Annotated in this window: 7 protein-coding genes; 2 read left to right on the forward strand and 5 right to left on the reverse strand. The window is 44.9% G+C overall.

Features of this window, described 5'->3' with window-relative positions:
- Nucleotides 1–194 precede the first annotated feature (194 nt).
- Nucleotides 195–5,078 carry a hypothetical protein gene (locus QEP06_RS05525; RefSeq protein ID WP_285269421.1) on the forward strand — a complete coding sequence of 1,628 codons (4,884 nt, stop codon included), beginning with the start codon at nucleotides 195–197 and terminating at the stop codon, nucleotides 5,076–5,078.
- A gap of 27 nt (nucleotides 5,079–5,105) precedes the next feature.
- A complete protein-coding gene (locus tag QEP06_RS05530; protein ID WP_285269422.1) occupies nucleotides 5,106–8,990 on the forward strand; it encodes a hypothetical protein in 3,885 nt (1,294 codons plus the stop codon).
- Between the two features lie 110 nt (nucleotides 8,991–9,100).
- Here the strand turns inward: QEP06_RS05530 and QEP06_RS05535 are convergent, their stop codons facing one another.
- The 5 genes from QEP06_RS05535 to brnQ form a co-directional block, all read right to left on the reverse strand.
- Nucleotides 9,101–11,386 carry an NADP-dependent malic enzyme gene (locus tag QEP06_RS05535; RefSeq protein ID WP_285269423.1) on the reverse strand — a complete coding sequence of 762 codons (2,286 nt, stop codon included), beginning with the start codon at nucleotides 11,384–11,386 and terminating at the stop codon, nucleotides 9,101–9,103.
- A 73-nt stretch (nucleotides 11,387–11,459) separates the two neighbouring features.
- Nucleotides 11,460–12,317: a BadF/BadG/BcrA/BcrD ATPase family protein gene (locus QEP06_RS05540; RefSeq protein ID WP_285269424.1), complete on the reverse strand. Its 858-nt coding sequence runs from the start codon at nucleotides 12,315–12,317 to the stop codon at nucleotides 11,460–11,462.
- A gap of 158 nt (nucleotides 12,318–12,475) precedes the next feature.
- On the reverse strand, nucleotides 12,476–12,709 hold the full coding sequence (locus tag QEP06_RS05545) for a NifU family protein (protein ID WP_251832847.1): 234 nt from the start codon (nucleotides 12,707–12,709) through the stop codon (nucleotides 12,476–12,478).
- A gap of 49 nt (nucleotides 12,710–12,758) precedes the next feature.
- On the reverse strand, nucleotides 12,759–13,862 hold the full coding sequence (locus tag QEP06_RS05550) for an Mrp/NBP35 family ATP-binding protein (RefSeq protein ID WP_285269425.1): 1,104 nt from the start codon (nucleotides 13,860–13,862) through the stop codon (nucleotides 12,759–12,761).
- A gap of 84 nt (nucleotides 13,863–13,946) precedes the next feature.
- Entirely contained in the window at nucleotides 13,947–15,260 is a 1,314-nt protein-coding gene (gene brnQ / locus QEP06_RS05555; protein ID WP_285269426.1) for a branched-chain amino acid transport system II carrier protein, read from the reverse strand.
- Nucleotides 15,261–15,291: the final 31 nt, after the last annotated feature.

Below are 15,291 nucleotides of genomic sequence, written 5' to 3' on the forward strand. Positions count from 1 at the left end.
TTTTCGCACTACTTAAAGGAATATTTACAACGTATTACCTAAAACACCTAACTTTGTTTCAAAGATATATAACAATTTATATATCAATGCTTTATGACGGCCACAAGTTCCTGCTTGCAGTGAGGTGAACGGCTTGCAACGTTCGCGCACCAAGATCCACGATCTGAAACTATTAACCACAAAAACTGAAAAAAATGCCAGATCCTGTAAAATCTGCAACACTATTGTTGCAGGATTTAGACTTGGCTGCTGCGAAGCAAAACCAGCCTAAACATCTTGAGTTTCTGCTCGAAACCATCGAAAAATCAAATCTTTCCCCGACTAACTTCCAGGAAATACGGGCGTCCAAGCTACCGTTCAGCACGAACCGACTGCGCGACTTCATAACGGTTCCGAACCCAAATCGCGCTGCGTCAACTGCCAAACCAGTGTTCGAAATTGAAAAACTACCCGAAAACTCCATGCGTTTCGGTGCACACCAAATCTTCGATGCCAACCAAGTCTTTACCGTTCCCGATAAAATTCTCGGTCCCTTCCCCACGCTGGACGGTCCACCTATTTTGTACAATCTTTATAAACTCATAGATGACTTTAAAGTTTTTTTCCCGGGCGAGGCACGAGCCGCATTCATAATTCCGGTTAAAATTCCGCGTTTGCTGGCTGCTAACCCGCGAGCAAGTACATTAACATTGGTTGCAGGAAATGTGTGGATCCGTGCAGACTTGCTGGATCCTGCCGCGCCGGTCACAACTTATGTCGGCTTACGGATACTTTCGGGGACGCTGGGCTTAGGAGGATCTCATATTTTAGACAATAATAGCATCCAGGTACCACGTGCCTCGATATTTGATGCTGATTTTATGCTGGACAATTCCTATTCACCGCCGGAGGAATCCGTGGGAATAGACGGAAAAAACTCCACGTTTCTGCCTACCGACAGGTTGCATTTAAAAACAAACTTCGCGAGGCTGTTAGTGCTGGAAACCCGAAATTTCACGGTAAAAACTTTGGATTGGGAATGCGGATTCACCTCAACAGACCACTCGCTGGCCTGGGATCCGGTTCACAAATATTTAGGTCTTACGCTTACGCCAAACCAGGAAAAATTTACTGTTCGGAAATCAGATTCAGAATTGTACTCCCTCTCTGGACAAGCACGTATCGAAACTGCAACGTGGCTTTTGCCGACGCGCGTTCTCCAGAATAACCAATCCATTGAAGTGAAGTTCAACGGCTTTCTTTCATTAGGTTTAAAGAAAGGCCTCACTGCGACATGGGACGGTGTTCGAAACCAAAATTCAGAGGCACAACTGAACAACTGCACTTTAATGGTTTTGAATGGACTTATTTATTTCTCCTCTGAAAATGCTGATTTTGCTTACCTGCGCGACGATCTCACGTTATGGCAAAAATCTGTGGAGAACAAAGACCGGATGACACTTGATGTTCGGCTGATGAATTATAAAACCCTCAATATTGCCTCCCAGAGCGATATGGGAGATGTTTTAAGCAGCTTTGCAGATACCGAATTTTTTATAGACAAACCACTCCGCGCAGATAATACGCCGGTTCATCCGGTCTCAAAAAAAAGTCTATACAGCAAAATTCAGAGTAAAAACGCCAAAAACATTCTGATCATCGACAGTGATATGCTCACGGAAAATCTTCAGAATACAACTGTCAATACAAACCAGGCCAATAATAAACTTGAAAAATATCAGTTTGCCCTGCAGAATGCATATTTCACCACAACTAAAGAAAGCGGGCTGTATCTGACTGGCAAATACACGGATGAAAACGAAATCTACGAAGCTACTTTGCTTCTCAATTTTTACATCCTGTCGCTACTTCCCACGCTGCCACACCCTTACACAACCAATCTGAAAAACGACCGCCAAGGTCGGGATCAGATTGTAGGTTCTCTGCAGGCCATCACCAATTGGAATACCATCGACAGGACTGCATTGGCAGAAGTTACGTTTAAAATGAACTATACATTTGCGGAGCCTACCAACACTGCCTTTTCGGCAACCGCTGAACGTTCGTTTATCCGTGGAGTTCCGGCAATACAGAACAACTTCATGCTGTTTGACGTAAGTACACAGGCTGACCATTGGGGTGTTGCGCTCTCACTTCAAAACCGTGAGGAGATGCGTAAACTTTACCGTGATGATGTAACGGTGACGGGCGAAAATGTAGTTACTGTCAACCGAAATTATCTGCAGGCTCCGATGGGTTTTCTGCAGGGACTCACCTTACCGAATGTGAGTTGGGAACCTGTAAACAATATCACCCCAAGACCAGCACCAATTAATCCGGGTGATCCGCCAGTTCCGGATCCGGATCTCGGCATATTAAACCAAACCCCGAATACTTTACCCACCGTTTTCAGCCAAACAGATAATCACTGGGTGCGGATTCATCCGGCGGATTATATGCGTCAGTTCAAAGCCAATCTCAACGGTTCGGGCATGATGAACCAACAGCTGGTCGGAAAAGTGCTGTTTACTCTACCGAACGCCAAATATTCGTTTGCTACGCTGTATCCTTATAAAAATGAACCGATGCACAGCAACGGTCATCTTGAATTTATTCAGCCCGATTTTAAGTTCCAAAACCAAAAACTTCGTGGTGGAATACAGTTTAGGATCGCTGCATATAAAGATCCCAATCCTGAAGCGCCGCCGCGTATGGAAGGCCTTACGAAACAGCTTGAGGCAATCACCAATCAGCCGGGAATCAGCATACTGGGAAAAACCGTTACCGAAATTTTCAACAGCGTATTTACCCCACAGAAGCCGCGCGGAGTTCCGCTCACCCATTTCGATTTTTCCGGCTATGGCGCGAGTACCTTCAGCAACTGGAAAAATCCTGCAGTAAAGTTCGCGTCAATCTCACAGGCCAAATTTGACGTCATGAAAGGGCGTACGGCACACGAAATAGTGCAGGCCGTGAGCGTCATCTACCCCTGGGGAATCTGCGTAACGCGTACGGTCACCTTCCTGCGCAACAATAATGCAGTGATTTTCCGTGAAGACAGTGGCTGGTTAGCACAAAGCGAAGGCCTCTTCGATTTCAGTTTTACGTGGCCGACCGCGACAGAAACTTTAGCATTTAATAATCCTTACGACATCTATCCGGGAATTGTGGAAGGATTGTATAAAGTGAAAAACATCCGGGAAGATTATACGGACGTCATCAGCGGACAATACACCACGCTGGGCAACGAATATTTTCTGGATGAAAGTGTGCCGATTGTGTTAGCTTCTGCACCAGGCCGCAAGGTTGATTATGAATTTGTGGCCGTTTATTTTGACTGTGAAGTAGACTTGCAGCCATTAAACGAAAATATTACAGGAACCCAGTTCAAAGGTTATCTGCAGATCAAACCACAGGGAGTTCCGGTTCCGGCGCGTATACTTAAAGCTATTTTAAATAAAAGCCAAAACCCGGTCAGTGGCAGAGTTGACGCTATTTTACCTGTAGAAAAAACGCTGCAAAAGTTTAAAACAACAGCCGTGGAAATGTCCGCATCCTACCAAAACGATAATACTTCCCAGCCTGCCTTCGTGGCATCGGTAAAAGGATCGCCGGTTCTGCCGGCAGACGGAAGCTGGAGTGTGGTGGATGTTGATAAAAATTCGGGTTCGGTACAAAATCTGGCGCCCGGAACCTCCGTTGGTTTGATAAAAGACGGCCTTCGGCCGAAAAACAGCGGTGCACCATTCAGCCTGAATACCACAAAAACATTCTTAGCCTATCCTGATTCATTAAAAAATACGGCTGCAACATTTAGTAAAACCTACGGCTTTCTTCAAAATACCGATACACAGAAATTGCTGCTGAATTCCATTGAGTATACAAAAGGTGAAATCGAAAAATACACTTCAGACCCGGCATTGCTAGCTGATTGTTTCCGGCTGATGAATTCAAAAGGACCGTTTCCGAACCTTACCGATGCTATTAAAATCGATAATCTGGCCAAAACCACAATGACACTTTTGCCGGATGGCGTGCAAAAAGTTTTCAAGTATACCGTCCCGACGAATTTCGGTTTTGATATCGTTGGCGAGCCAGGTGACGCTTTCAGGATTTATATTAAATATACCGCAATTGACGAAGAGGGGGCTAACACCAATGAATCTATAATCGATTATGTTACAGATTCCAAATCCATCGAAAAATGGGCTAACCAGATGCATAACATCACGATTGCAGTTGATCTGGCAGGTTTTGCACCGCTGATGTACATTTCCGGAAACTTCAGCAACGCGAAAAAGAAAAATGCCGGAATGGTCATTGGAAGCGGACCTCAGCTTAAACTTGACAAAACCCTGCAGAAGATTTACGACATTTTGGAATTCCTGAATAATCTTGATCCTACGCAGCCGTCGGAAGCCGTGAAAAAAGCATTGAAAATCGCGATGAGTAATTCCGCGGACAGTTGGGAATATAAATTTAAAGCCGACAAAGAGATTCCACTGGTGAAATTTCCTTTTGATCCCATCAATTACAACTCCCCGACAACACCTCTGAAAATGGACGCGTACTTCAAAGTAGGTGTCTATTTTAACCAGCCAATTAAAATTCCAAAAACTATCGACCAAATAAAGCCGTCGGTCGGTGCGTATCTGGAGCTTGGCGCAGATATACGCGTGATGTGCGTGAGTGTGGCGGCCGCAACTATCTACGCGATTGGACGTGCAGAAGTAGGTTTGGCAGCAGACCTATCATCACCACCGGCTCTCTATTTTAAATTTGGCTTCGGGGTAGAACTGGCTGTAGGTCTTCCGGTGATTGGTTCAGTAGCCGTCACTTTTATCGTGGGAATAGACATGAAGATTTCGGGCGATATTGTGGTAGGTGCATTCATCTATTTCCGTGGTCGTGCAGAGATTTTAGGTGGCATCGTAACAATCACTATTTCAATTGAAGCTGCGGGCGAGGTTCAGAAAAAAATCGGTGGCGGACCTACAAACTGTATCGCAAGGTGCACCTTCGCGCTTGATATTTCCATTGCGTTTGTGGTGAACATCAGCTTCACTGAAACCTGGGAAGAAACACGTCAGATCAGCTAACTGAAGTTTTTATTAAAATCAATTACCATGGAACCAATTTATAGCATTCTCACTTTTCCGCAACATTTCAGTGAAGGCCGGCTTCATTTCAACATTGTAGTACTTCCGAGAAATATCAACCTTCGGAACCCTTTGCCCTCCGGCGCACCGGCTTTTGTTGACGCAACTTTTCAGTTCGACACCCAAATAATAAATCAGCTTGACGGGCTGCCCTTATTTTCCACCGTCACGCATACGGAAACGCCACAGATAGCCATTCTTCCGGTTAATAAAAAAGCGGTGATAGATGAAGTGATTGCCCAGATGGAAGCTAATGACGGGCTGCAAATAAGTGAAAACCAAGCATTAAATAAAGATTCAGGGGCACGCGCGCAAGCGCAGAAATATGCGACAAAGAATGTAGCAATCAAAAAATACCTGCCCCAAACCTACCGCAATTCGTTCAATTTTACGAGTTCGCGAACAAGATTTGCCGTAACAGACGATTCTTATGAATGTATAATTAAAAACAAAGATAGACACCTAACCGACGAACTGACGGACCGCCGGTACATCTCGTGGGGAAAATTAGTTGGGTTTATCCTCCGAAATTCAGTTCTAGCCGAAAAAGCCGGGCTTATATACAAAGCCAGCATCCCGGTTTCCGGTGATGTCTTCAAAAAAGGCGGATGGCTTTTCACCAGATTTGGTTCAGGCTCTGAATTTGGAACAACGCATTGCGCGATTTACGCTGCGCGGCTACCCGCGTTGAAAAACGACCGTACGCTTTTTGCGCCAGTTCTTTTTCCGGTTACGGAAATTGCGGCCAATAATGCAACCTATGATGCGGTGATGCAGGAGGCGATTTTGTACAATGACGGTTTTGCTAAAATCGTGCATGCCAACCAACCTGTAAACCAGGATTTGCTGCAGGAATCAGATACCACTAATCCGCCGCTTAAAGATTTAGGTCTGCAATTAGGTTGGGATGATGAGCAGCTGACCATCTGGGGGAACCGGCAACTGCGGCAGAAAGATGAACTTACAGATTTGCCGATAGATGCGCCGCTCGGCGTTTTCGGATATAAAGTCGATATAAGGAAACTTGGAGATTCCACCTGGTTTTCGCAAAACCGAGTGATGGCATCTCAGGATATCAAAATGCAGAATGGCGAAGTGCTTTTTGCACAGAACAGGCCTTTTGAACTTCCCACCGAAGTGCATCCGTCCTCGCACGGCAACACAATGGAAGAAGGATTTTGGCTGCCTATGTATTTTGCCGCCTGGAATGGTAAGTGCATGGTGATTCCGGACCGTGAGGCACAGGAAATTCACCTTTTGGAAAAGCCGCGTGTTGCGGTTTCTGGCCTAGCCAGCACAAACGCGGTAAACCTTCAGCCTAAAAAAAATTTCCATCCATTCCATCAGGATCCCACGCAAACCGTAGCGCTTCGCTATGGACATGATTATGAAGTTCGGATACGCCTCATGGACATTTCCGGAGGTTCACCAAAGCTTGAAAGCGAGCCGCTGAATGGGGGTCAAAAATCTGTTGCACAAGCACATTTCCGCAGAAATATCAAAGCTGGCGCGGTGAAAATATCGAACATCAATGAATTTTTCCGAATGCAGACATCGTCCCTGGTAAGGGATACCAGTGTCCTGGAAAATATTTTGGACGAAGACAACATACTCAGGATAAAAAGACCAGACCTCAGCTATCCGAGTGTGGCGTATACAGGAAAATATGAAGATGCAGGTGAGCTTCTTAAAAATAAGATCAATGGAATTTCGGTGCCGGCAGACCCAGCAGACCGTTCTCAGCAGACAATTGGTCTGCCAGATCCTGACGTAAACAGTTTTAAAGTTTTAGTGGAAGTGAAATCATTGGAAATGGACAACGTGCTTTCGGAAAACGGCCGTGAAGCTTATATTTTGTGGCAGGAAAAAACATTTACGCTACCAAAAGATCTTGCCGCGGAAAACTATGATTTAGCAGCGAGTATCAAAATCGTTTACCAGGATTTCCACCAACTTGATTTACTTAACAACTATACAGGCGACGAAGATGCAGATGAACTGTTACTGCCGACATCACGGCACTTAAGGCTAACTTTCATTCCGATCGTAGATTTTGCGGATGACGATTATGCAGCCAAATTCGTGGCATCCGGAACACCGCTATCTCTGAACGCGTATAAAGCAGCTGAGGAAGAGCCGGAACTGCTTTCACCCATCAAAGGCGGCCTGCGGGCATTTTACCTGCAGCCTGAAAGCAAACCTGAAGTTTCAGAACATAACAAGCTAAAACTTGCCTCCACCAAAACCATGGTGAATGTCACCGCACCCGAATTAAAAAGATTAGCGGAAGCATTGGATTTAAGTTCACATAACTTAACACTTCAGGGCGAGCCCGGCCAGCGCGTGCAGTTTGGGGTGAGTAATGAAATCCGGCATTCTTTGGCACCCGAAAGTGGCTCTGTAACTCTATCTTCTGTAAATGAACTCTTTAACCGATGGATCATTGCTGTAGATTTCAGCGTACTGCGCGACTGGTCATGGCAGGGATTCGAACCCGACAGCATCACAGTAATGCGAAAAGTGCATGCCGCGGATACTGAATTAATGGAAATCGGCAGCGTACAGCTAAAAGATACGGCAAACATGCAGATGCTGCAGGATGCTGATAGAACCACTACCCGCGTGATGTTTTTAGATTCAATAGATCCTAAAAAATATCAAAAGAATTTTCCGCGTGAACTTTTTGCCGAGTACAGCCTTAAGCTCAACTTTAAAAATGAAGAAACAGTGACAGATGAATTTGAGACTTTAAACATTCAACTGCCTGTAACGGTAATTCCGCATCAGGTACCAAAACTGGTTTCTGCCGGCGTGGCGCTTACACCTTACCAATATGACCGGGAAAACTACCGGTATTCGGACGAAAGGCAAAAATACCTTTGGCTTGAATTTGATAAAGCTCCGGAAAATCCACGCACTACTTACTACGCACGAATACTTGCCTATTCACCCGATCCGTATCTGTGCCGCGTAGACAGGGAACTTATCTCAAATATTTCCGAAGATCAACGGTTCAACATTAATGATGAAAAGATCCGTGAAATAATTCCGAGAATGACTAATGATTTTGCCGGAATAGGCGTGATGCAGGAACTGATTCCGGAGGAAGAAGAGAACGCCACCCGTTATTTGCTGCCACTGCCACCCGGTCTACACTCCGCCAGCGACGAGCTTTTCGGTTTCTTTACATATGAAATCCGCGTTGGTCACCGGAAAGAAGTTTGGGCCACCGCACAGGGACGCTATGGCAGACCGCTGAAGGTGAACGGAGTTCAGCATCCCGCACCTGAACTGGCTTGCCACGCCGTGCGAAGTGAAATAAAAACGCCAATTGGCAAAAACAAATACGTGGAACTTTCCGCGCCACACGCAAGCGCAGTCTTGAATGGAGAAAATATCACCGCATTTCCACCCAACACTTCACTGTGGTATTCACTTTATACACAGGTGATGCAGGCAGATGGTGAATCTTTTCGAAATATTTTAATTGATTCCGGTCCGATGCCTTACCACCCTAAAAAATCTAAAATAAATGACGGTGGATACATAAAGGAAAACGGAAACCGAATGGGCACAGCGAAATTATCTGTACGCGAAATCGGTGACAAGCTTGAAGCACTTGGTTTGCCGCGCAGCAACAGTATAAGCGCAATAGCGGTGGAAATTTTCCCGATGGATAACAAATGGCAACTCGACAAAGGCGCAAAACGCGGGTCAGAGGCCTCATACATCGAAGAATATCTGGCCACACGAAGTACATTAAATCCGTTAACTGACCTACTTGGCCAACACCGGATTTACCGCTCAAGCAAGTTGACGGGCATCACGGAAGTGTGCTGTGAGGATTGCTGAGCTTTAAATCAAACTTTTGAACACATTTAAATATTAAGCCAACTTGCATCCGGCATTTTTACACAAAAAAACTGCGAACACTGCCCGCAGTTTTTTTTTATTTTAAATGTTTATTGCTCTTGACGCTGCTGTGCATCGAGCACTGCGATTGTAGCCAGATTCACAATCTCATCGACGCTCGCGCGCATCTGCAGAACATGGACAGGATGCTGAAGTCCCATCAGAATTGGGCCTACTACCTGTGCAACCTTCATCCCGCGAATGATTTTATACGAGAGATTCGCACTTTCAAGATTTGGAAACACGAAAACGTTCGCCGGCGTAGTACCGAGTTTCGAGAACGGATAATCTGAAAGGTGATCCGCATCCATCGCGAAATCAGGCTGAATTTCTCCGTCCACGATCATATTTGGATATTTCTCGTGGAGAATTGAAACGGCTTTTGCCACCTTTTTGCTGGTATCGGAAATCGCTGCGAAGTTTTCAAACGAAAGCATCGCAATGCGCGGTTCGATAGCAAAACTTTTCACGACAGTTTCAGCCATTTTTGCAATATTTACAAGATCTTCCGCTGTAGGATTCTGAATGATCGACGCATCAGCGAAGAAAATTGGCTTCTTTTCGGTGAGAATCATCATCATCGACGAAACTTTATCTACACCTTTTACTTTACCGATGGTCTCCAGAAGAGGTCTTAATGTCGATGAATAATTTTTCGAAAAACCAACAATCAGCGCATCTGTATCACCATTTCTCAACATCATTGGCCCGAAATAATCTCGCTGACGCACAAATTTTTTCGCTTTGTACTCATTCATTCCTTTGCGCTGGCGCAGTTTCCACAAGTCATCGCGGTAAATTTTGCGCTTTTCTTCCTGCTCATCGCTGGCAGGATCTACGATGGGAACATTAAGCTCAATGCCGAATTTCCGCATCTGCTCCTGAATATATTTCTTATCGCCTAAGAGAATTGGCTGTGCAATACCTTCTTCATAGAGGATCTGCGCCGCTTTCAATACATTATATTCTTCTGCGTTGCCGAGCGTAACCCTTTTAGGATTGGCTTTCGCACGGTTTTGCATCATTCGGATCAGTTTCTCATCACGGCCCATCCTGTCGAGCAAAGCGGTTTCGTAATCGTCAAAATTTTCGATTGGTTTGCCGGCTATTCCGCTTTCCATCGCAGCTTTAGCAACGGCCATTGAAACTTTAGTAATGAGTCTGTTATCAAACGGTTTTGGAATAAAATATTCACGTCCGAAATTCAAACTCTTCAGATTATACGTTAAAATTACCGCTTCCGGTACAGGTTCTTTGGCCAATTCAGCAATGGCATACACAGCAGCCAGCTTCATCGCTTCATTAATTCCTGTTGCCTGCACATCCAGCGCACCACGGAAGATGTAAGGGAATCCAAGTACGTTGTTCACCTGGTTAGGATAATCGCTTCGGCCTGTCGCCATGATGGTATCCGGACGTGTGGCCATTGCGAGGTCGTATTCTATCTCCGGATCCGGATTGGCCAACCCGAACACCACCGGATTGTCCGCCATTGACAAGAGCATCTCCGGCGTGAGTACATTACCTTTGCTGAGCCCGATAAACACATCGGCACCACGCGTAGCTTCTTCAAGGGTTTTCAATTCGGTTTCGCGAACAAAATCTAATTTTTCCGGCGTAAGATTTTCTCTGGTGTGGCTGATGACACCTTTGGAATCACACATCAGCACATGTTCCTTTTTAAGGCCAAGTTCCAGATACAGTTTCGTACAGGCGATGGCAGCCGCACCGGCACCATTAACCACCATTTTAACGTCACCGATATTTTTGCCGGCAATTTCCAGTGCGTTGATGAGCGCTGCTGCAGAAATGATCGCGGTTCCGTGCTGATCATCATGCATCAAGGGAATAGTAAGCTCTTCTTTCAGGCGTTGCTCAATGTAGAACGCTTCGGGCGCTTTGATATCTTCAAGGTTGATTCCACCAAAAGTTGGCGCGATTCCTTTAACGATCTCAATGAATTTGTCAGGATCTTTTTCATCGATTTCAATATCAAAAACGTTGATATCGGCAAAGATTTTAAATAAAAGTCCTTTACCTTCCATCACAGGTTTTGATGCTTCGGCACCGATGTCGCCTAAACCTAAAACAGCTGTTCCGTTCGAAATTACCGCTACAAGATTGCCTTTTCCTGTATATTCGTAAGCAAGCTTTGGGTCTTTTTCTATCTCGAGGCACGGAATCGCCACACCTGGAGAGTACGCAAGCGAAAGATCACGCTGTGAAGTATGCGGTTTCGAGGGTATGACCTCAATTTTTCCTTTGGGTTGCTGACGATGATAATCAAGCGCTGCCTGATTGAACGCTTTTTCGTCGCGGTTGTTTTGATTTGACATAATTAATTAAAAAAAACCGGCACATAAAATTGCCGAAGGCGCTTGGGCCTGATTAAATTTGAACTGAGATCTCTTAAAGATTCAGCATGTACTTTTTATGGTAATTCACAAGGCTTTCAATGGGTTTCTGCACTACATTCCCTATTTTAAGATTGAGTTCTGCGGCGGCTGAGCGCAGAATATCTTCATAAATGAAGGCAATATACCCAATGAAGTTCACCTCTACTTCCCTCGCTTCCGGATATGGGAGAACCTGATAATCAAGGAAATTCTTCATTTCATCAAACACCATATTCTGAAAATACGGGTGCTTCCTGCGGTTGGCAATAAACTGGTTAAATTCACCAAGATATGCATTCGCTCTCGGGTTGTGATACATTTTTTGGATGGCCTCCTCTATCGTCAGATTATACGTCTGTTTAAAATCCTCTTCCAGGTCCTTAGGCAGTTTTTTCATAAAGAAACGGCGAAGCAACTGTTTTCCGAGCGCGCTCCCGCTGCCTTCGTCTCCAATAAGAAAACCGAGTGAAGGCAGATCAACCCGGATTCTTTCACCATCAAAAAAACACGAGTTCGAGCCGGTGCCTAATATACAAACTATAGCGGGTGATCCGTTGTAGGCGGCATACGCTGCAGCCGTCATATCTTCCCGAACTGAAACCTCTGCATTCGGAAAAATTTCAGCAAACTCCTTATGCACTTTCTTGCAGTTGTGCGAAGTTCCGCAGCCTGAACCGTAGAAAAACACTTTTTCGATATGATTTTTCAGAAAAAACAGATCCTGATTGCGGTTGATTTCCTGTGGAATAAAATCCGGATTTATAATATTCGGATTAAAGCCCAGCGTGGTGGTTCGAAGGCTGAGTTTGCCTGAATTTTCCAGAATAACCCAGTCACATTTTGTAGAGCCGCCGTCTATAATGGCAATCATATATCAGTGAGGTTTAGTGCGCTAAAATATCAATTATATCGCGAAAAACCCGCAGGTTTCCGCCATTTTTGTCCGTTGTGGCGTCCTAAAAAACTTCAGTGCCAAAAAAAAGCAATTCAAAGTTACGAATTGCTTTTGAGTAAGGTTCTGAAGAGATTTTACTCCACATTTACAACTTCCTGGATCTCAGGAGCATGTTGTTTTATGGTATTCTCTACGCCAAGTTTCATGGTAGAGAAACTCATCGGGCAGCCATTGCAGTTTCCCTGCAGTTTTACATAAACTATGCTGTCCCGCACATCTACAAGCTCTATATCGCCACCGTCCTTGTTCAGGAAAGGCCGAATTTTTTCGAGGGCGTACATCACATTATTTACAGTTTGTTCGTGCATAGAGACTCTATTTTTGCTGAGCAAAATGTTGCTTTGCGCATTTTTTTAATTATTTCTTCGGAGAGCAGCCAGCCATGGTAGTGATTTTCACCGCTTCTGTCGCCGGCAGGTTTTTATTCCTTTCCACAAGACTTTCTATCATATTCTGCGCAACCTTCTTGTACACATCACCGATAAGTGTCCCTTCCTGCAATGATGCCGGACGACCTACATCGCTGGCTTCACGGATACTCTGTACGATTGGAATTTCACCCAAAACCGGGATGCCGAGGTCCTCAGCAAGATACTGCGCGCCCTGTTTGCCAAAAATATAATATTTGTTTTCCGGAAGTTCTTCAGGGGTAAAATAAGACATATTTTCGATGAGTCCAAGCACCGGAATGTTGATGCTTTCCATCTGGAACATCGCAATACCTTTACGTACATCGGCTAAAGCAATATGCTGAGGTGTACTCACAATCACGGCGCCGGTAACCGGAACTTCCTGAATGATGGAAAGGTGAATGTCACCCGTCCCCGGAGGAAGGTCGATCAACAGAAAATCAAGTTCGCCCCAAGCCGCATCACGAATCATTTGATTCAATGCTTTGCTCGCCATAGGACCACGCCAAACCACTGCTTGGTTCGCGCCGGAAAAATAGCCAATCGACAACATTTTCACGCCATAATTTTCGATTGGTTTCATCAGATTCTTCCCGTCGATCTCTACAGAAAGAGGTTTTGCACCTTCTGTATCAAACATAGTCGGGACAGACGGACCGTAAATATCGGCATCTAAAATTCCTACTTTAAAGCCCATTTTGGATAATGTAACCGCGAGATTAGCAGCTACCGTAGATTTACCCACGCCGCCTTTGCCGGACGCAACTGCGATAATATTCTGGATTCCCGGAATCTGCTTGCCTTTGATCTGGCTTTGTTGAATTTCCGACGGTTCCGGTGAAGCTATTTTAAGTTTTAAGACAACATCTTCACCGAACTGGGAAGAAAAAGCCTGTTTCATTGCGGCTTCAAGTTTCTTTTTTTCATGCATGGCCGGTGAATGCGCGGTCATATCAATATACACATCATTGCCCATTACCTGGAAATTGTGCACTAAATCATCAACTTCAATTTCTTTTAAAAAGGCCTGAACTTTATCTTTGGTCAACATAATTTTTGCTCTGATTGAAAGGCAAATTTACGTAATTTAATCTGTAATTTAGAATGAATAAAAAGTAAGTTAACCTGACATCAATCAGGAAGGAGACATATTCCGGGACTTTCGCAGGCCACGGTTTAAGCCAGCAGTAATGAAGAATGCGAGGAAGGAAGGCAAAACCCAGCCAAGTTCATGCTCAGACAGTGGCAACCAGGTGTTCAGAACAGCAATCTGTTCACTGAACAGACCGAAATGTTTGAACACCGTTAGCGAGGCCACGACGCCCGCTGTCGCAATTGCTGCGATATAAGGTGATTTCGAAAAAATTATTTTGCCGAAGAATAAAAGTGTCAGTATAAGCGCGAATGTGATCGGATAGACAAAACTTAAGATCACCACCGCATATTCAATGATTTCATCTACACTTTTCACCGAAAAATAGCCCGAAACGATGCATGTAAGTATTACAGCAACACGGTAGCTGATTTTCCCTTTCGTCAACTTATCGATAAAACTGCCCATCGCGGCCGTGAGTGCAATCGCTGTTGTGAGGCAAGCGAGTGCGACCGCCATAGAAATTACAACTGTACCATTAGTTCCCATCACCGCTCTCGAAATAGAGAGCAGCAGATCCACGCGTGAAATCTCCTCTGACACCGAAATCCCTGAATGTGCACCAAGATAGATGAGGCCGCCGTAGATGAAAAGCAGGGCCAACATAGAAATAAGACCGGCGAAAACTGTTATTTTAAACCGCTCATTAGCGTTGGTAAAACCTTTATCAATGGCGGCGGAAATGATGATGCCCGCGAAAATGACAGAAGCCAGTACGTCTAAAGTCTGATAGCCTTGATGGAATGCGTAAACATAAGACTCCTGCGCGCTCAGATCCGTTTCAAGGGCAATTGCAGGTGGATTTATAAGTCCTAAAATAACCAGTATCCCCAGACTGATGATCAGAAAAGGCGTAAGGAAATTGCCTATGATATCTACGATCTTTGACTGTGAAACCGACAAAAAGAACACAACCGAAAAAAATAAAACCGAAAAGACAACCGGATTAAAATGCGTGAAAGCAGGCTGGATGCCGATTTCAAATGTCGCAGCGGCAGTACGCGGTATCGCCACAAAAGGTCCGATACAGAGCATAATCAGCAGCGCGAGCACGGTTACAATTGTAGGGTTCACTTTTTTGCCAAGATCGGTAAAAGAAGTTCCGAACAGCACTACGGTGAGCACACCTAAAAATGGTGCGATGATACCTGTAGTGAAGAAACCCGAAACGGCAGCAAACCATTCATCTCCGGATTGCAGGCCTATAAAGGGCGGCAATACAAGATTGCCCGCGCCAAAGAACATTGCAAACAGCGCGAAACCCAATGTTACCGCTGTACCCAGTTTGTTTTTCAAGGCTGACTTATTAAATTTTAAACCTAAATAA

It is taken from the genome of Kaistella rhinocerotis (assembly GCF_030243905.1).
Classification (GTDB): domain Bacteria; phylum Bacteroidota; class Bacteroidia; order Flavobacteriales; family Weeksellaceae; genus Kaistella; species Kaistella rhinocerotis.

Bases quoted from the DNA above. Each gene is read 5' to 3' on its own strand.
- QEP06_RS05525 (WP_285269421.1), top strand. From the start codon at position 195: ATGCCAGATCCTGTAAAATCTGCAACACTATTGTTGCAGGATTTAGAC.
- QEP06_RS05540 (WP_285269424.1), bottom strand. From the start codon at position 12,317: ATGATTGCCATTATAGACGGCGGCTCTACAAAATGTGACTGGGTTATT.
- QEP06_RS05550 (WP_285269425.1), bottom strand. From the start codon at position 13,862: ATGTTGACCAAAGATAAAGTTCAGGCCTTTTTAAAAGAAATTGAAGTT.
- QEP06_RS05530 (WP_285269422.1), top strand. From the start codon at position 5,106: ATGGAACCAATTTATAGCATTCTCACTTTTCCGCAACATTTCAGTGAA.
- QEP06_RS05545 (WP_251832847.1), bottom strand. From the start codon at position 12,709: ATGCACGAACAAACTGTAAATAATGTGATGTACGCCCTCGAAAAAATT.
- QEP06_RS05535 (WP_285269423.1), bottom strand. From the start codon at position 11,386: ATGTCAAATCAAAACAACCGCGACGAAAAAGCGTTCAATCAGGCAGCG.